The sequence below is a fragment of the Enterobacter sp. SLBN-59 genome (assembly GCF_024807915.1).
Classification (GTDB): domain Bacteria; phylum Pseudomonadota; class Gammaproteobacteria; order Enterobacterales; family Enterobacteriaceae; genus Enterobacter; species Enterobacter asburiae_B.
Genome location: NZ_JANUFI010000001.1, coordinates 2,792,573 through 2,809,810 on the forward strand (window position 1 = coordinate 2,792,573; position 17,238 = coordinate 2,809,810).

The 17,238-nt window shown below is 56.4% G+C and carries 13 protein-coding genes, 1 tRNA gene, 3 rRNA genes and 1 riboswitch; of the genes, 7 read left to right on the forward strand and 10 right to left on the reverse strand.

Annotated features, from left to right (window positions below):
• Positions 1 to 66: 66 nt before the first annotated feature.
• The 4 genes from rrf to M2422_RS13365 all read right to left on the reverse strand — a co-directional run bounded on the left by rrf (position 67) and on the right by M2422_RS13365 (position 5,041).
• Positions 67 to 182: ribosomal RNA gene (rrf, locus tag M2422_RS13350) — 5S ribosomal RNA — on the reverse strand.
• Between the two features lie 71 nt (positions 183 to 253).
• A 23S ribosomal RNA gene (locus M2422_RS13355) occupies positions 254 to 3,158 on the reverse strand.
• 183 nt (positions 3,159 to 3,341) lie between these two features.
• A tRNA-Glu gene (locus tag M2422_RS13360) sits at positions 3,342 to 3,417 on the reverse strand.
• An 84-nt stretch (positions 3,418 to 3,501) separates the two neighbouring features.
• Positions 3,502 to 5,041: ribosomal RNA gene (locus tag M2422_RS13365) — 16S ribosomal RNA — on the reverse strand.
• Together the 16S, 23S and 5S rRNA genes with 1 tRNA gene alongside form the textbook arrangement of a ribosomal RNA operon.
• Before the next feature lie 559 nt (positions 5,042 to 5,600).
• Between M2422_RS13365 and purH the strand changes: the two genes are divergently transcribed.
• Positions 5,601 to 7,190 carry a bifunctional phosphoribosylaminoimidazolecarboxamide formyltransferase/IMP cyclohydrolase gene (gene purH, locus M2422_RS13370; protein WP_064673100.1) on the forward strand — a complete coding sequence of 530 codons (1,590 nt, stop codon included), beginning with the start codon at positions 5,601 to 5,603 and terminating at the stop codon, positions 7,188 to 7,190.
• A gap of 15 nt (positions 7,191 to 7,205) precedes the next feature.
• Positions 7,206 to 8,498 (forward strand): phosphoribosylamine--glycine ligase, encoded by a 1,293-nt coding sequence (gene purD / locus M2422_RS13375; RefSeq protein ID WP_064673101.1) that lies wholly within the window; start codon positions 7,206 to 7,208, stop codon positions 8,496 to 8,498.
• Between the two features lie 87 nt (positions 8,499 to 8,585).
• Here purD and M2422_RS13380 read toward each other — a convergent pair whose 3' ends face one another.
• The 6 genes from M2422_RS13380 to nudC form a co-directional block, all read right to left on the reverse strand.
• Complete coding sequence (locus M2422_RS13380; RefSeq protein ID WP_023309981.1) at positions 8,586 to 9,278, reverse strand: DUF1481 domain-containing protein; 693 nt, start codon at positions 9,276 to 9,278, stop codon at positions 8,586 to 8,588.
• A gap of 11 nt (positions 9,279 to 9,289) precedes the next feature.
• Entirely contained in the window at positions 9,290 to 9,562 is a 273-nt protein-coding gene (gene hupA, locus M2422_RS13385; RefSeq protein WP_002445246.1) for a nucleoid-associated protein HU-alpha, read from the reverse strand.
• A gap of 186 nt (positions 9,563 to 9,748) precedes the next feature.
• Complete coding sequence (locus M2422_RS13390) at positions 9,749 to 10,339, reverse strand: YjaG family protein (protein WP_033146983.1); 591 nt, start codon at positions 10,337 to 10,339, stop codon at positions 9,749 to 9,751.
• A gap of 41 nt (positions 10,340 to 10,380) precedes the next feature.
• On the reverse strand, positions 10,381 to 11,052 hold the full coding sequence (gene nfi / locus M2422_RS13395) for a deoxyribonuclease V (protein WP_033146984.1): 672 nt from the start codon (positions 11,050 to 11,052) through the stop codon (positions 10,381 to 10,383).
• A 9-nt stretch (positions 11,053 to 11,061) separates the two neighbouring features.
• The gene (gene hemE / locus M2422_RS13400) at positions 11,062 to 12,126 is read right to left on the reverse strand and encodes a uroporphyrinogen decarboxylase (RefSeq protein WP_029742041.1); all 1,065 of its coding nucleotides are present in this window, start codon (positions 12,124 to 12,126) and stop codon (positions 11,062 to 11,064) included.
• Positions 12,127 to 12,164: 38 nt separating this feature from the next.
• On the reverse strand, positions 12,165 to 12,938 hold the full coding sequence (gene nudC / locus M2422_RS13405) for an NAD(+) diphosphatase (RefSeq protein WP_064673102.1): 774 nt from the start codon (positions 12,936 to 12,938) through the stop codon (positions 12,165 to 12,167).
• Positions 12,939 to 13,033: 95 nt separating this feature from the next.
• Between nudC and M2422_RS13410 the strand changes: the two genes are divergently transcribed.
• The 5 genes from M2422_RS13410 (at position 13,034) to thiS (ending at position 17,238) form a co-directional block, all read left to right on the forward strand.
• Entirely contained in the window at positions 13,034 to 13,531 is a 498-nt protein-coding gene (locus M2422_RS13410) for an Rsd/AlgQ family anti-sigma factor (RefSeq protein WP_023309976.1), read from the forward strand.
• Positions 13,532 to 13,585: 54 nt separating this feature from the next.
• A riboswitch (TPP riboswitch) is annotated at positions 13,586 to 13,697 on the forward strand.
• A gap of 78 nt (positions 13,698 to 13,775) precedes the next feature.
• Positions 13,776 to 15,671: a phosphomethylpyrimidine synthase ThiC gene (gene thiC / locus M2422_RS13415; RefSeq protein WP_033146986.1), complete on the forward strand. Its 1,896-nt coding sequence runs from the start codon at positions 13,776 to 13,778 to the stop codon at positions 15,669 to 15,671.
• Positions 15,671 to 16,312: a thiamine phosphate synthase gene (thiE, locus tag M2422_RS13420; protein ID WP_064673103.1), complete on the forward strand. Its 642-nt coding sequence runs from the start codon at positions 15,671 to 15,673 to the stop codon at positions 16,310 to 16,312. Before thiC ends, thiE begins: the two co-directional genes overlap by 1 nt.
• Positions 16,299 to 17,054, forward strand: a complete 756-nt coding sequence (gene thiF, locus M2422_RS13425; RefSeq protein ID WP_064673104.1) for a thiazole biosynthesis adenylyltransferase ThiF — start codon at positions 16,299 to 16,301, stop codon at positions 17,052 to 17,054. The genes thiE and thiF overlap by 14 nt, the downstream gene beginning before the upstream one ends.
• Positions 17,038 to 17,238, forward strand: coding sequence for a sulfur carrier protein ThiS (gene thiS, locus M2422_RS13430; RefSeq protein ID WP_039262358.1), 201 nt, complete (start codon positions 17,038 to 17,040; stop codon positions 17,236 to 17,238). Before thiF ends, thiS begins: the two co-directional genes overlap by 17 nt.

Below are 17,238 nucleotides of genomic sequence, written 5' to 3' on the forward strand. Positions count from 1 at the left end.
GGGGGGAGAGGGAAAAACAAAAGCAAAAAACCCCGCACCTTACGGTACGGGGTTTTTCTAATTGATGCCTGGCAGTTCCCTACTCTCACATGGGGAGACCCCACACTACCATCGGCGCTACGGCGTTTCACTTCTGAGTTCGGCATGGGGTCAGGTGGGACCACCGCGCTAAAGCCGCCAGGCAAATTCTGTTAATCTGTATCAGAGCTGAAAATCGTGTCTGTCTCATCCGCCGAAACAGCTTCGGCGTTGTAAGGTTAAGCCTCACGGTTCATTAGTATCGGTTAGCTCAACGCATCGCTGCGCTTACACACCCGACCTATCAACGTCGTAGTCTTCAACGTTCCTTCAGGACCCTTAAAGGGTCAGGGAGAACTCATCTCGGGGCAAGTTTCGTGCTTAGATGCTTTCAGCACTTATCTTTTCCGCATTTAGCTACCGGGCAGTGCCATTGGCATGACAACCCGAACACCAGTGATGCGTCCACTCCGGTCCTCTCGTACTAGGAGCAGCCCCCCTCAATTCTCCAGCGCCCACGGCAGATAGGGACCGAACTGTCTCACGACGTTCTAAACCCAGCTCGCGTACCACTTTAAATGGCGAACAGCCATACCCTTGGGACCTACTTCAGCCCCAGGATGTGATGAGCCGACATCGAGGTGCCAAACACCGCCGTCGATATGAACTCTTGGGCGGTATCAGCCTGTTATCCCCGGAGTACCTTTTATCCGTTGAGCGATGGCCCTTCCATTCAGAACCACCGGATCACTATGACCTGCTTTCGCACCTGCTCGAGCCGTCACTCTCGCAGTCAAGCTAGCTTATGCCATTGCACTAACCTCCTGATGTCCGACCAGGATTAGCTAACCTTCGTGCTCCTCCGTTACTCTTTGGGAGGAGACCGCCCCAGTCAAACTACCCACCAGACACTGTCCGCAACCCGGATTACGGGTCTACGTTAGAACACCAGCCATTAAAGGGTGGTATTTCAAGGTTGGCTCCACGCAGACTGGCGTCCACGCTTCAAAGCCTCCCACCTATCCTACACATCAAGGACCAGTGTTCAGTGTCAAGCTATAGTAAAGGTTCACGGGGTCTTTCCGTCTTGCCGCGGGTACACTGCATCTTCACAGCGAGTTCAATTTCACTGAGTCTCGGGTGGAGACAGCCTGGCCATCATTACGCCATTCGTGCAGGTCGGAACTTACCCGACAAGGAATTTCGCTACCTTAGGACCGTTATAGTTACGGCCGCCGTTTACCGGGGCTTCGATCAAGAGCTTCGCGTTGCCGCTAACCCCATCAATTAACCTTCCGGCACCGGGCAGGCGTCACACCGTATACGTCCACTTTCGTGTTTGCACAGTGCTGTGTTTTTAATAAACAGTTGCAGCCAGCTGGTATCTTCGACTGATTTCAGCTCCACCCGCAGGGGCTTCACCTACATATCAGCGTGCCTTCTCCCGAAGTTACGGCACCATTTTGCCTAGTTCCTTCACCCGAGTTCTCTCAAGCGCCTTGGTATTCTCTACCTGACCACCTGTGTCGGTTTGGGGTACGATTTCGTGTTACCTGATGCTTAGAGGCTTTTCCTGGAAGCAGGGCATTTGTTACTTCAGCACCGTAGTGCCTCGTCATCACACCTCAGCGTTAAAAGGTACCGGATTTACCTGGAACCTCCGCCTACATGCTTAAACCGGGACAACCGTCGCCCGGCTAACATAGCCTTCTCCGTCCCCCCTTCGCAGTAACACCAAGTACAGGAATATTAACCTGTTTCCCATCGACTACGCCTTTCGGCCTCGCCTTAGGGGTCGACTCACCCTGCCCCGATTAACGTTGGACAGGAACCCTTGGTCTTCCGGCGAGCGGGCTTTTCACCCGCTTTATCGTTACTTATGTCAGCATTCGCACTTCTGATACCTCCAGCACCCCTCACAGGACACCTTCAACGGCTTACAGAACGCTCCCCTACCCAACAACGCCTAAGCGTCGCTGCCGCAGCTTCGGTGCATGGTTTAGCCCCGTTACATCTTCCGCGCAGGCCGACTCGACCAGTGAGCTATTACGCTTTCTTTAAATGATGGCTGCTTCTAAGCCAACATCCTGGCTGTCTGTGCCTTCCCACATCGTTTCCCACTTAACCATGACTTTGGGACCTTAGCTGGCGGTCTGGGTTGTTTCCCTCTTCACGACGGACGTTAGCACCCGCCGTGTGTCTCCCGTGATAACATTCTTCGGTATTCGTAGTTTGCATCGGGTTGGTAAGCCGGGATGGCCCCCTAGCCGAAACAGTGCTCTACCCCCGAAGATGAGTTCACGAGGCGCTACCTAAATAGCTTTCGGGGAGAACCAGCTATCTCCCGGTTTGATTGGCCTTTCACCCCCAGCCACAAGTCATCCGCTAATTTTTCAACATTAGTCGGTTCGGTCCTCCAGTTAGTGTTACCCAACCTTCAACCTGCCCATGGCTAGATCACCGGGTTTCGGGTCTATACCCTGCAACTTAACGCCCAGTTAAGACTCGGTTTCCCTTCGGCTCCCCTATACGGTTAACCTTGCTACAGAATATAAGTCGCTGACCCATTATACAAAAGGTACGCAGTCACACCACGAAGGTGCTCCCACTGCTTGTACGTACACGGTTTCAGGTTCTTTTTCACTCCCCTCGCCGGGGTTCTTTTCGCCTTTCCCTCACGGTACTGGTTCACTATCGGTCAGTCAGGAGTATTTAGCCTTGGAGGATGGTCCCCCCATATTCAGACAGGATACCACGTGTCCCGCCCTACTCTTCGAGTTCACAGCCTGTGTGCTTTCGTGTACGGGACTGTCACCCTGTACCGTGCGACTTTCCAGACGCTTCCACTAACACACAAGCTGATTCAGACTCTGGGCTGCTCCCCGTTCGCTCGCCGCTACTGGGGGAATCTCGGTTGATTTCTTTTCCTCGGGGTACTTAGATGTTTCAGTTCCCCCGGTTCGCCTCGTTAACCTATGTATTCAGTTAACGATAGTGCAACGAATTGCACTGGGTTTCCCCATTCGGACATCGCCGGGTCAAAGGTTCATATCACCTCGCCGGCGCTTTTCGCAGATTAGCACGTCCTTCATCGCCTCTGACTGCCAGGGCATCCACCGTGTACGCTTAGTCGCTTAACCTCACAACCCGAAGATGTTTCACTTCTGATTGCGAAAATTTGAGAGACTCGAACACACCATTAAAGATGTGTCGTTTCAATTTTCAGCTTGATCCAGATTTTTAAAGAGCAAATATCTCAAACGTCACCCGAAGATGAGTTTTGAGATACTGAGGCAGGTGACTTTCACTCACGAACCAGCAAGTGGCGTCCCCTAGGGGATTCGAACCCCTGTTACCGCCGTGAAAGGGCGGTGTCCTGGGCCTCTAGACGAAGGGGACGTGAAGTCTCAATCGCAAGACGCCTTGCTATTTACTTTTCATCAGACAATCTGTGTGGACACTACAAAGGCAGGTTCTTTAAGGTAAGGAGGTGATCCAACCGCAGGTTCCCCTACGGTTACCTTGTTACGACTTCACCCCAGTCATGAATCACAAAGTGGTAAGCGCCCTCCCGAAGGTTAAGCTACCTACTTCTTTTGCAACCCACTCCCATGGTGTGACGGGCGGTGTGTACAAGGCCCGGGAACGTATTCACCGTAGCATTCTGATCTACGATTACTAGCGATTCCGACTTCATGGAGTCGAGTTGCAGACTCCAATCCGGACTACGACGCACTTTATGAGGTCCGCTTGCTCTCGCGAGGTCGCTTCTCTTTGTATGCGCCATTGTAGCACGTGTGTAGCCCTACTCGTAAGGGCCATGATGACTTGACGTCATCCCCACCTTCCTCCAGTTTATCACTGGCAGTCTCCTTTGAGTTCCCGGCCGAACCGCTGGCAACAAAGGATAAGGGTTGCGCTCGTTGCGGGACTTAACCCAACATTTCACAACACGAGCTGACGACAGCCATGCAGCACCTGTCTCAGAGTTCCCGAAGGCACCAAAGCATCTCTGCTAAGTTCTCTGGATGTCAAGAGTAGGTAAGGTTCTTCGCGTTGCATCGAATTAAACCACATGCTCCACCGCTTGTGCGGGCCCCCGTCAATTCATTTGAGTTTTAACCTTGCGGCCGTACTCCCCAGGCGGTCGACTTAACGCGTTAGCTCCGGAAGCCACGCCTCAAGGGCACAACCTCCAAGTCGACATCGTTTACGGCGTGGACTACCAGGGTATCTAATCCTGTTTGCTCCCCACGCTTTCGCACCTGAGCGTCAGTCTTTGTCCAGGGGGCCGCCTTCGCCACCGGTATTCCTCCAGATCTCTACGCATTTCACCGCTACACCTGGAATTCTACCCCCCTCTACAAGACTCTAGCCTGCCAGTTTCGAATGCAGTTCCCAGGTTGAGCCCGGGGATTTCACATCCGACTTGACAGACCGCCTGCGTGCGCTTTACGCCCAGTAATTCCGATTAACGCTTGCACCCTCCGTATTACCGCGGCTGCTGGCACGGAGTTAGCCGGTGCTTCTTCTGCGGGTAACGTCAATCGACAAGGTTATTAACCTTATCGCCTTCCTCCCCGCTGAAAGTACTTTACAACCCGAAGGCCTTCTTCATACACGCGGCATGGCTGCATCAGGCTTGCGCCCATTGTGCAATATTCCCCACTGCTGCCTCCCGTAGGAGTCTGGACCGTGTCTCAGTTCCAGTGTGGCTGGTCATCCTCTCAGACCAGCTAGGGATCGTCGCCTAGGTGAGCCGTTACCCCACCTACTAGCTAATCCCATCTGGGCACATCTGATGGCAAGAGGCCCGAAGGTCCCCCTCTTTGGTCTTGCGACGTTATGCGGTATTAGCTACCGTTTCCAGTAGTTATCCCCCTCCATCAGGCAGTTTCCCAGACATTACTCACCCGTCCGCCGCTCGTCACCCAGGAGCAAGCTCCCTGTGTTACCGCTCGACTTGCATGTGTTAGGCCTGCCGCCAGCGTTCAATCTGAGCCATGATCAAACTCTTCAATTTAAGTTTGATGCTCGTGAATTAAACTTCGTAATGAATTACGTATGTTCACTCAGAGACTTGGTATTCATTTATTGTCCGAAGACATTAAGAATCCATGTCACTTTGAGTGCCCACACAGATTGTCTGATAAATTGTTAAAGAGCATTGCAACGCGGCTTTCGCTCACTGTTGCGAGGTGGCGTATATTACGCTTTCCTCTTTCAGAGTCAACCCGTTATTTCAGAATTTTTCTCTTCAACCGACCGCGTTGTCTGTGAAGTGATTCACATCCGCCGTGTCGATGGAGGCGCATTATAGGGAGTTCTCAGCAGGCCGCAACCGCTAAATGTCAGAAAAATGACTGACTGCTGCATTCCACAGCAAAACCCCGCCTTATACCTTTTTACACACAGACTTATCCACAATGATACGAAAAAATGAAAATGTGCGAGCGTTGCGCAAACGTTTTCGTTAAAATGCTCGCGCTTAATAAGGATGCCCCGTCAGGTGTGTTAGATGAGTTTTTCACAGGAAAATTCATCTAACGCTCTCTGTAATCGTGAAATCCAGGGGATTTACCATGCAACAACGTCGTCCAGTCCGCCGCGCTCTGCTCAGTGTTTCTGATAAAGCCGGTATCGTCGAATTCGCTCAGGCACTTTCCGCACGCGGTGTGGAGCTGCTTTCTACAGGCGGTACCGCTCGCCTGTTAGCAGATAAAGGTCTGCCGGTAACCGAAGTGTCCGATTACACCGGTTTCCCGGAAATGATGGATGGACGCGTCAAAACCCTGCATCCGAAAGTGCACGGCGGTATTCTTGGCCGTCGCGGTCAGGACGACGCCATTATGGAACAGCATGACATCGCGCCAATCGACATGGTTGTCGTTAACCTCTACCCGTTTGCCCAGACCGTTGCTCGCGAAGGCTGTTCTCTGGAAGATGCCGTAGAGAATATTGATATCGGCGGCCCAACCATGGTGCGCTCCGCGGCCAAGAACCATAAAGATGTGGCCATCGTCGTAAAGAGCAGCGATTACGAAACCATTATTAACGAGATGGACGCCAACGAAGGGTCACTGACTCTGGAAACGCGTTTCGACCTCGCCATCAAAGCCTTCGAGCACACCGCGGCGTACGACAGCATGATCGCCAACTACTTCGGTAGTCTGGTGCCTGCTTACCACGGTGAAAGTAAAGATCCTTCTGGCCGCTTCCCGCGCACCCTGAACCTGAACTTCATTAAGAAGCAGGATATGCGTTACGGCGAGAACAGCCACCAGCAGGCAGCCTTCTATATAGAAGAAGAGGTTAAAGAAGCCTCTGTTGCGACCGCTCAGCAGGTTCAGGGCAAAGCGCTATCCTATAACAACATTGCTGACACCGACGCCGCGCTGGAATGCGTGAAAGAGTTCAGCGAGCCGGCCTGCGTTATCGTTAAGCACGCGAACCCATGCGGCGTTGCCGTGAGCACCTCTATTCTGGATGCCTACGATCGCGCGTACAAAACCGACCCGACCTCCGCGTTCGGCGGCATTATCGCCTTCAACCGCGAGCTGGATGCTGAAACCGCGCAGGCCATCATCTCCCGCCAGTTTGTTGAAGTGATCATCGCGCCATCGGCCTCCGAAGAAGCGCTGAAAATCACCGCGGCAAAACAGAACGTGCGCGTGCTGGTTTGCGGCCAGTGGGCAGAACGCGTGCCGGGCCTGGACTTCAAGCGCGTGAACGGCGGCCTGCTGGTTCAGGACCGCGATCTGGGTATGGTGACAGAAGCCGACATGCGCGTGGTAACGAAACGCCAGCCTACCGAACAGGAACTGCGTGACGCGCTGTTCTGCTGGAAGGTCGCGAAGTTCGTCAAATCCAACGCCATCGTCTACGCCAAAGAAAACATGACTATCGGGATAGGCGCAGGCCAGATGAGCCGCGTTTACTCCGCGAAAATCGCGGGCATTAAAGCAGGCGATGAAGGTCTGGAAGTAAAAGGCTCCGCCATGGCTTCTGACGCCTTCTTCCCGTTCCGTGACGGTATCGACGCGGCGGCTGCAGTGGGCATCACCTGTGTGATCCAGCCTGGCGGCTCAATTCGCGACGACGAAGTGATTGCCGCTGCCGACGAACATGGCATTGCAATGATCTTCACCGACATGCGCCACTTCCGCCATTAATTCCCGGAGCAGAAAATGAAAGTATTAGTGATTGGTAACGGCGGACGCGAGCACGCTCTGGCGTGGAAAGCGGCGCAGTCTCCGCTGGTGAAAACAGTTTTCGTAGCACCGGGCAACGCCGGTACCGCGCTGGAACCCGCGCTGCAGAACGTGGCTATCGGCGTGACCGATATCCCGGCGCTGCTGAGCTTTGCCCAGAGCGAGAAAATCGATCTGACCATCGTCGGCCCGGAAGCGCCGCTGGTGATTGGCGTCGTCGATGCCTTCCGCGCGGCGGGCCTGACAATCTTCGGGCCTACGGAAGGCGCCGCGCAGCTGGAAGGCTCCAAAGCCTTCACCAAAGATTTCCTCGCGCGTCATAACATCCCGACGGCGGAATATCAGAACTTCACCGAAGTGGAGCCAGCCCTGGCCTACCTGCGTGAAAAAGGTGCGCCGATTGTTATCAAGGCCGACGGTCTGGCCGCTGGTAAAGGCGTTATCGTCGCGATGACCCTCGAAGAAGCCGAAGCCGCGGTTCAGGATATGCTGGCGGGCAACGCCTTTGGCGATGCGGGCCACCGCATCGTGATCGAAGAGTTCCTCGACGGTGAAGAGGCCAGCTTTATCGTGATGGTCGACGGCGAGCACGTTCTGCCGATGGCCACCAGCCAGGATCACAAACGCGTGGGCAATGGCGATTCCGGCCCGAATACTGGCGGAATGGGCGCTTACTCCCCTGCTCCGGTAGTGACTGATGAAGTACACCAGCGCACCATGGATCGCGTCATCTGGCCAACCGTGAAAGGGATGGCGGCGGAAGGCAACACCTACACCGGTTTCCTCTATGCAGGTCTGATGATCGACAAACAGGGTAACCCTAAGGTCATCGAATTCAACTGCCGCTTTGGCGATCCGGAAACGCAGCCCATCATGCTGCGCATGAAATCCGATCTGGTGGAACTGTGTCTGGCAGCCTGCGAAGGCAAGCTCGACGAGAAAACCTCAGAGTGGGACGAGCGTGCGTCTCTGGGCGTGGTGATTGCGGCGGGTGGTTATCCGGGCAACTACAACACCGGGGATGAAATCCACGGCCTGCCGCTGGAAGAGATTGACGGTGCGAAGGTGTTCCATGCGGGTACGAAGCTGGCTGAAGACGATCGCGTCCTCACCAACGGCGGACGCGTGCTGTGTGCGACCGCGCTGGGCCATACCGTGGCAGAAGCGCAGAAACGCGCCTACGCGCTGATGGCGGATATTCACTGGAACGGCAGCTTTAGCCGTCAGGATATCGGTTATCGCGCGATTGCGCGTGAGCAGGGAGAGTAATTTCACACCCTAAGCCTCTCCCTCAAGGGAGAGGGATCGTTCGTAGGCCGGATAAGCGTTAGCGCCATCCGGCTTAATCCACAGAACTCAGAAACTCTTCTCTGTCGGCTGCCAGGTGCAGAAGTCTTCGTTCGCCACCAGCAGCAGCTGAGAGCCTTCCGGCGCTTCCAGCCACGCCACACTCACCTCCATTGATGAATGACGCTGACGACGTTGAATGTGTTCGGTTGCCCAGGATTCGAGCTCGGGCTTGACCGTCTGCCCTTCGCAGGTTGTGACCGTCCCATCGGCATGCCAGCGCCCCTGGCGCAGCACAACGCGGCCCAAACGAAGCGCATCGCTGGTCTGGCGGATTTGTTCGGCACGATAACGGTAGAGGGCGATTTGATCGCTGGAAAGCTGCTGTTTTTGACCGCTGACTTCGCGCTGCATAAAGCTCAGCTCGCCATGGTCGTCAAAACGCACTTTCACGTGTTCGGGTGTCTTGCTGTAGACGTTCAGTTCAATCAGCGACAGGTCATCTCCCTGCCAGCGATATTCCGCAGTCGACGTATTGCCGTTATGCCACGGGCTGAAGGCAGAAAGCAGATGCACTTCTCCGCCGGAATCTTTGCGCCAGATCCTGACCGCACCCTGGTTGTCCGCGTAACCGCTGGCGGTAAACGGCGGCAGGGAGGTGTCGTGGCTGCAGGCTGACAGCAGCAGCATGCCTGCCAGCGCGAGCGTTCCACGCCAGAAAGACAAAAGGGGCGTTACCGCCCCTTCGCTAAAACTGTTCACTGCCACGCGTCTTACTTAACAGCGTCTTTCAGTGCTTTACCAGAAACAAATGCCGGCACGTTAGCTGCGGCGATTTTGATTTCTTTACCGGTCTGCGGGTTGCGGCCAGTACGCTCAGCGCGGTGGTTCACTTTGAAGGTACCGAAACCAACCAGTTGCACAGCATCGCCTTCTTTCAGAGACTCAGTAATAGCAGCCAGGGTAGATTCCAGAGCAGCTTTAGCCTGCACTTTAGACAGATCAGCCTTGTCCGCAATTACATCAATCAGTTGAGTCTTGTTCATAAGTTATCCTTTCAATGTGTTTATCGCTTGCTAAGCATCGAGTGCGACGAAAATGCCAAAAAAGCACTCTCCTGCATACACGCACCGATAGCCACTTTTTTTCGCCCCCCAAATGTAGACCAGACAAGGGGCGAAAGGGAAGAGTCGAGGAGCGACAAAACGGGCGTTATCTCAAGATTTATTGTCTCATTGATTAAAAATTATACCAATATTGCTCTCAGCAGCCTCTCGTAAGTCCGCGCGCAGCCCTTTTATCAGCTCAATATCGCGTTCTTCACACTCTGCCAGCAGGCGGAAAATTTCCCACTGAATGTCCCATTCTTGCTCAACCGCCGGGTTCGCACGCAGCTCTTCGTCGGTCATCTCGCGACCTTCCTGGGTCATTTCCAGCATCGCGACGGTCGTAATAGACGCCTTACTGACTTCAATTGCGTGCTCCAGCGTTTCACCGCTCAGACGGGAGTGGAGCAGTTCGCTTAACGCCACGCAGGCATCAATCGCCGGATAGACACCGTACAGGTCAAAATCATCCGCAGCCGGAATCGCCTCTTCCAGCTTTTCCAGCTGGGAGTCGAAGTTCACCTTCGCGTCTTTCACCGTCAGCGTTTCCCAGATCAGATCCAGAATGCGGCGGTAGATATGGCCATCACCAAAGCCCGTCTCCTTACAGAACGCGGCATAGTTGGGATACATGCGCTCGCACAGGCAAGCCATAAACGTCACGTGCTGCCAGCTTTCAAGTTTCTCAAGGCGCAGGTGAATCGGGTTTTGTAGCATGATGATCTCTCGAATCGAAAATTAGGCGCAGTTTACCTGAATCATCGCTGAATTTCCTGCCAACGAACAAAAGCCGGACGCGAAGATGCCACGGCGTCTGCCCAGCGCGTCGGCTCCGGCAAGCGGTAGCCCTTCATGCAGCGCTGCACCCACGCCAGGGCGCTGTCCATGCTCACCCGATGCCCCGTGGCGATAAAGAGCGGATTACAGCGTGCCTTGCTGCGCCAGACCCACGCTAGCTGCTCACCTTTATGGATAAGCGGCGCCAGCGCGCCCGGCTCGGCTGAAAGAGGTTCAAAGGCGCCGCACAGGCGTTTCTTGGCAACGCCAATGGTCGGGACATCCACCAGCAGACCAAAGTGGCTGGCAACGCCTAAACGGCGCGGGTGTGAGATACCGTGTCCATCGACAAACAGCAGGTCAGGTTTTTGCGAGAGTTGCTCCCACGCTGCCAGCAGCGCGGGATATTCGCGGAAGGAGAGAAAGCCTGGAATGTACGGCATGGTGGTCGCGATACGCGCAACCTTGAACTCCACCAGCTCAAGCGAAGGGTATTTCAGTACCACCATCGCCGCTCGCGTCACTTCCCCACCCTGCTCGAATCCGACGTCTGCTCCGCCAATGTACTGCGGAGGATCTTTATCCAGACGATCCTCGCGGATCACCGATGAGGCCAGTTCGATTTGTTGAGCGCGTAGCGACGCGAGATCCATAATCACTCCTTACTTGTGATACTGGGCAGAAAGCCGATGCACCGCCTCCACAAATACGCCTGCGTGTTCTGGCGGCACATCCTGATGAATGCCGTGGCCGAGGTTAAAGACGTGGCCTTCCCCCTGGCCGAAACCAGACAGTATAGTCGACACTTCTTCTTCAATGCGCGCTGGCGGCGCATAGAGCATGGACGGGTCCATATTGCCCTGCAGCGCCACTTTGTCGCCCACGCGACGGCGCGCATCGGCGATATCGGTGGTCCAGTCGAGGCCCAGCGCGTCGCAGCCGGTTGCCGCCATCGCTTCCAGCCACTGGCCGCCACCTTTGGTGAACAGCGTCACCGGCACGCGGCGGCCTTCGTTTTCACGCAGCAGGCCGTCGACGATTTTGTGCATGTAGTACAGGGAGAACTGCTGATAATCGCGCCCGGTCAGCACGCCGCCCCAGGTATCGAAAATCATCACCGACTGCGCACCCGCCTTAATCTGCGCGTTCAGATAGAGGGTGACGCTCTTCGCCAGCTTATCGAGCAGCGCATGCAGGGCCAGCGGCTCGGCGTACATCATCTTTTTAATCATGGTAAAGGCTTTGCTGCTGCCCCCTTCCACCATATAGGTCGCCAGCGTCCACGGGCTGCCGGAGAAGCCAATCAGCGGCACTTCACCTTTCAGCTCGCGGCGAATGGTGCGCACGGCGTTCATCACGTAGCCCAGCTCGCCTTCCGGATCGGGGATCGGCAGCTTATCCACGTCGGCTTTGCTTTTGATTGGGGAGGTGAAACGCGGGCCTTCACCGGTTTCGAAGTACAGGCCAAGGCCCATTGCATCCGGAATGGTCAGAATATCCGAGAAGAGGATCGCAGCATCCAGCGGGAAGCGGCGCAGCGGCTGGAGCGTCACTTCGCAGGCCAGCTCGGCGTTTTTGCACAGCGACATAAAATCGCCCGCCTGCGCGCGCGTGGCTTTGTACTCCGGGAGATAGCGTCCCGCCTGGCGCATCATCCACACCGGGGTGACATCAACGGGCTGGCGCAGCAGCGCACGCAGATAACGATCGTTCTTCAGTTCGGTCATTTTTGCAGTTCCTTAAGCGTCATGGCCTCAGTGTAACACTACTCATACTCGGCCCGACACATCGCCACGGTATCTTCTATCAGCCGACGCGCCACGGTGCCCGGCGGAGGTAACAGCGGTAGATCGTCGTAGCGATACCAGTTTGCTTCCAGCAGCTCTTTCTGATCGATAACGATCTCGCCGCTATCATATTCGGCCATAAATGCCGTCATCAGCGACTGCGGGAACGGCCACGGCTGCGAGGTAACGTAGCGCAGGTTCTTCACTTTGATCCCGCTCTCCTCCATCACCTCGCGCGCTACCGCCTGCTCCAGCGTTTCGCCCACTTCGACGAAGCCGGCCAGCACGGTGTGAATGCCGTTGCGATGGCGGGTATGCTGCGCCAGCAGGATGGAATCCTCCCGGCGGATAGCGACGATAATGCACGGCGCAATCTGCGGATAGTAGCGTTCGCGGCAGTGGCTGCAGAGCATCGCCCACTCGGTTTTGCTCGGGCGCATGGTATGACCGCAGTAGCCGCAGTATTTATGCGAGCGGTAAAACTCGGCCAGCTGCACGCCGCGCCCCGCCAGCTGGAACAGCCCCACGTCCAGATCCAGCACCTGGCGCACCGATCCCATATCCTGGCGGCGGGGCTGTTGGATCAACCACACCGGCTCACCCTGCCACTCGCCGATCTTCAGCGCAGGCTGGCCGACGAGATCGAACGCCTCAGCTGCACCGTAGGGGATTTCCCCGGCAGGAAGCCATAATTTTTGTTCGTGACTGACGATCCACCAACCAAGATCTGATTTTTCAATAATACGATCCATATCTATTGCACTACCTTCGCTTCACTGACATGTTGTTAGCATTGTGGTTACATTCTGGATAAGCAGATTCAATCCTACATTTTGCGGAGTCGACCATGTTAAACCAGCTGCAAAGCCTGACTGAGCGCGTTAGAGGAAATAACAAACTGGTGGATCGCTGGCTACATGTACGCAAGCATCTACTCGTGGCTTATTACAATCTGGTCGGTATTAAGCCTGGCAAAGAATCGTTTATGCGACTGAATGAAAAAGCGCTGGATGATTTTTGTCAGGGCCTGGTCGACTATCTGTCCGACGGCCATTTCAATATTTATGAACGCATTATCCGCGAAATGGAAGGGACAACGCCGTATTTAGCGGCCAGCAAGCTCTATCCCCTTCTGGAAGCCAACACCCAGCAGATCATGGATTACTATGATTCCGCGCTCGAGAACGCTATCGACCACGATAACTATCTTGAGTTTCAGCAGGCGCTATCCGACCTCGGTGAAGCGCTGGAAGAGCGATTCACGCTGGAAGATAAGCTGATCGCCCTCGTGCTGGACAACGATTTGAACATCAGTAACGAAGAGAACGTCGCGCGCCCTGCTTGAGTTCTTCACCGTTAACGAGTAATTTACAACCATTCGCCCCTCTCACGAGGGGGATTTTTCTTGTCGGAGTGCCCAGCGCCTGAAAGCGCGGGCTGAGACCGTTAATTCGGGATCCGCGGAACCTGATCAGGCTAATACCTGCGAAGGGAACAAGAGTCACACTGCTGTTGTATCGCCTGAGGGCGATCCTCTCTTGCTTCATCCGTCGTCTGACAAGCCATGTCCTTCACTTTTGGAATGAGCTATGTCTACTGCAAAACTGACCCGCCGCGAACAGCGCGCACAGGCCCAACACTTCATCGACACGCTGGAAGGCACCGCTTTCCCGAACTCGAAACGCATCTACATTTCCGGCTCGCAGGCCGATATCCGCGTCCCAATGCGCGAAATTCAGCTTAGCCCGACGCTCATCGGCGGCAGCAAAGATAACCCGCAGTATGAAGACAACGAAGCCGTGCCGGTATATGACACCTCCGGTCCGTACGGCGATCCTGATGTTGCCATCAACGTCCAGCAGGGTCTGGCTAAGCTGCGCCAGCCGTGGATTGACGCGCGTAACGACTGCGAAGAGCTGAGCGTCCTGAGTTCTGCGTATACCAAAGAGCGCCTGGCCGACGACGGCCTGGACGAGCTGCGCTTTACCGGCCTGCTGACGCCAAAACGCGCTAAAGCGGGCAAATGCGTGACCCAGCTGCACTACGCGCGCCGGGGCATCGTCACGCCGGAGATGGAGTTCATCGCCATCCGCGAAAACATGGGTCGCGAGCGCATCCGTAGCGAAGTGCTGCGCTATCAGCATCCGGGTGAAGGCTTTGGCGCTCGCCTGCCGGAGAACATCACGCCGGAGTTTGTGCGTGACGAAGTGGCCGCAGGCCGCGCGATTATCCCCGCCAACATCAACCACCCGGAATCCGAGCCGATGATTATCGGCCGCAACTTCCTGGTGAAGGTCAACGCGAACATCGGTAACTCGGCCGTCACCTCCTCCATCGAAGAAGAGGTGGAGAAGCTGGTCTGGTCCACGCGCTGGGGCGCGGACACGGTAATGGACCTCTCCACTGGACGCTATATTCACGAAACCCGCGAATGGATCCTGCGTAACAGCCCGGTACCGATTGGCACCGTCCCGATTTATCAGGCGCTGGAAAAGGTCAACGGCATTGCCGAAGACCTCACCTGGGAAGCGTTCCGCGACACGCTGCTGGAGCAGGCCGAACAGGGCGTGGACTATTTCACCATTCACGCGGGCGTGCTGCTGCGCTACGTGCCGATGACGGCGAAGCGCCTGACCGGCATCGTCTCGCGCGGCGGTTCCATCATGGCGAAGTGGTGCCTGTCCCATCATCAGGAAAACTTCCTCTACGAACACTTCCGCGAAATTTGCGAAATCTGCGCCGCGTACGATGTCTCTCTGTCGCTGGGCGACGGCCTGCGTCCGGGCTCTATTCGCGACGCGAACGACGAAGCGCAGTTTGCCGAGCTGCACACGCTGGGCGAACTGACCAAAATCGCCTGGGAGTATGACGTGCAGGTGATGATTGAAGGCCCGGGCCACGTGCCGATGCAGATGATCCGCCGCAACATGACCGAGGAGCTGGAGCACTGCCACGAAGCTCCGTTCTACACCCTGGGGCCGTTGACCACCGATATTGCGCCGGGCTATGACCACTTCACGTCGGGCATTGGCGCGGCGATGATCGGCTGGTTCGGCTGCGCCATGCTCTGCTACGTGACGCCGAAAGAGCACCTCGGCCTGCCAAACAAAGAGGACGTGAAGCAGGGGCTGATCACCTACAAAATCGCCGCCCACGCGGCGGATCTGGCCAAAGGCCATCCGGGAGCGCAAATCCGCGATAACGCCATGTCGAAGGCACGCTTTGAATTCCGCTGGGAAGACCAGTTCAACCTGGCGCTGGACCCGTTCACCGCCCGCGCCTATCACGACGAGACACTCCCGCAGGAATCAGGCAAAGTCGCGCACTTCTGCTCTATGTGCGGGCCAAAATTCTGCTCGATGAAAATCAGCCAGGAGGTGCGCGACTACGCCGCCGCGCAGACCATTGAAGTGGGGATGGCGGACATGTCTGAAACCTTCCGCGCCAGAGGCGGCGAAATCTACCTCAAAAAAGAGGAGGCGTAATGTATAAGCCCGATTTCCCGCCTGTCCCCTACCGTTTAGGGCTCTATCCGGTGGTGGACAGCGTGGAGTGGATAGAGCGCCTGCTGGAGACAGGCGTTCGAACGATCCAGCTGCGCATCAAGGATAAACGCGATGACGAGGTGGAAGCCGATGTGGCTGCCGCCATCGCGCTTGGCCGTCGGCATAACGCCCGTCTGTTTATCAACGATTACTGGCGGCTGGCCGTTAAGCACCAGGCGTACGGCGTGCACCTGGGTCAGGAGGACCTGGAAACAACGGATCTGAGCGCTATCCGCGAAGCCGGGTTGCGTCTTGGCGTTTCAACGCACGATGACATGGAGATCGACGTGGCGCTGGCGGCCCGTCCCTCTTACATCGCGCTGGGTCACGTCTTCCCGACGCAAACCAAGCAGATGCCCTCCGCACCGCAGGGTCTGACGCAGCTGGCGAGTCACGTTAAACGCCTTGCCGATTACCCTACCGTCGCCATTGGCGGAATCAGCCTTGAACGCGCCCCGGCGGTGCTGGAGACCGGCGTCGGCAGTATCGCCGTCGTCAGCGCCATCACCCAGGCCGCAGACTGGCGGTTCGCCACCGAACAGCTGTTACAGCTGGCAGGAGCGGGTGATGAACGATCGTGATTTTATGCGCTACAGCCGTCAGATCCTGCTGGAAGATATCGCCATCGACGGACAGCAAAAGCTGCTCGCCAGCCGGGTGCTGATTGTCGGTCTGGGCGGGTTAGGCGCGCCCGCCGCGCTTTATCTGGCTGGTGCAGGTATCGGTACGCTGGTGCTGGCCGACGACGACGAGGTTCACCTCAGCAACCTGCAGCGACAAATCCTCTTTACCACCGAGGATATCAACCAGCCAAAAGCGCAAATTACCCGGCAGCGCCTGAACCAGCTCAACCCGGATATCGCGCTGATTGCCCTGCAGGATCGGCTCAGCGGTGAAAACCTGCGCCGTGAGGTCGCCCTTGCCGACGTGGTGCTGGACTGCACGGACAACATGGCGACGCGCCAGGCGATTAACGCCGCCTGCGTGGCAAGTAATACGCCGCTTATCACCGCCAGCGCGGTGGGTTTCGGCGGGCAGATGATGGTCCTGACCCCGCCGTGGTCGCAGGGCTGCTATCGCTGCCTGTGGCCGGATGATGCAGAGCCGGCGCGCAACTGCCGTACGGCGGGCATTCTTGGTCCGGTGGTCGGCGTAATGGGCACAATGCAGGCGCTGGAGGCCATCAAGCTGCTCAGCGGCATGGAAACGGAACGCAATACGCTCCGCCTGTTCGATGCCCGCTCCAGCGGCTGGCGCCATCTGGCGTTACACCGCGCCAGCCGCTGCCCGGTATGCGGAGGCCGCGATGCGCATTCTGTTTAACGATGAGCCGATGAAATGCGACGACGGGCTCACCGTTGCGGTACTGCTCGACAAGCTGCGCCAGCTCAAGCCGGGAACGGCGCTGGCGCTCAATCAACAGATCCTGCCGCGCGAGCAGTGGGAACATCAGCAGGTCAATGACGGCGACCAGATCCTGCTGTTTCAGGTTATCGCAGGGGGCTGA

Excerpts from the sequence above, each read along its gene's own strand:
- nfi (WP_033146984.1), bottom strand. The coding sequence starts at position 11,052 with ATGGATCTCGCGTCGCTACGCGCTCAACAAATCGAACTGGCCTCATCG.
- M2422_RS13390 (WP_033146983.1), bottom strand. The coding sequence starts at position 10,339 with ATGCTACAAAACCCGATTCACCTGCGCCTTGAGAAACTTGAAAGCTGG.
- M2422_RS13410 (WP_023309976.1), top strand. The coding sequence starts at position 13,034 with ATGTTAAACCAGCTGCAAAGCCTGACTGAGCGCGTTAGAGGAAATAAC.
- hupA (WP_002445246.1), bottom strand. The coding sequence starts at position 9,562 with ATGAACAAGACTCAACTGATTGATGTAATTGCGGACAAGGCTGATCTG.
- thiF (WP_064673104.1), top strand. The coding sequence starts at position 16,299 with ATGAACGATCGTGATTTTATGCGCTACAGCCGTCAGATCCTGCTGGAA.
- thiE (WP_064673103.1), top strand. The coding sequence starts at position 15,671 with ATGTATAAGCCCGATTTCCCGCCTGTCCCCTACCGTTTAGGGCTCTAT.
- thiC (WP_033146986.1), top strand. The coding sequence starts at position 13,776 with ATGTCTACTGCAAAACTGACCCGCCGCGAACAGCGCGCACAGGCCCAA.
- thiS (WP_039262358.1), top strand. The coding sequence starts at position 17,038 with ATGCGCATTCTGTTTAACGATGAGCCGATGAAATGCGACGACGGGCTC.
- purD (WP_064673101.1), top strand. The coding sequence starts at position 7,206 with ATGAAAGTATTAGTGATTGGTAACGGCGGACGCGAGCACGCTCTGGCG.
- nudC (WP_064673102.1), bottom strand. The coding sequence starts at position 12,938 with ATGGATCGTATTATTGAAAAATCAGATCTTGGTTGGTGGATCGTCAGT.
- hemE (WP_029742041.1), bottom strand. The coding sequence starts at position 12,126 with ATGACCGAACTGAAGAACGATCGTTATCTGCGTGCGCTGCTGCGCCAG.
- purH (WP_064673100.1), top strand. The coding sequence starts at position 5,601 with ATGCAACAACGTCGTCCAGTCCGCCGCGCTCTGCTCAGTGTTTCTGAT.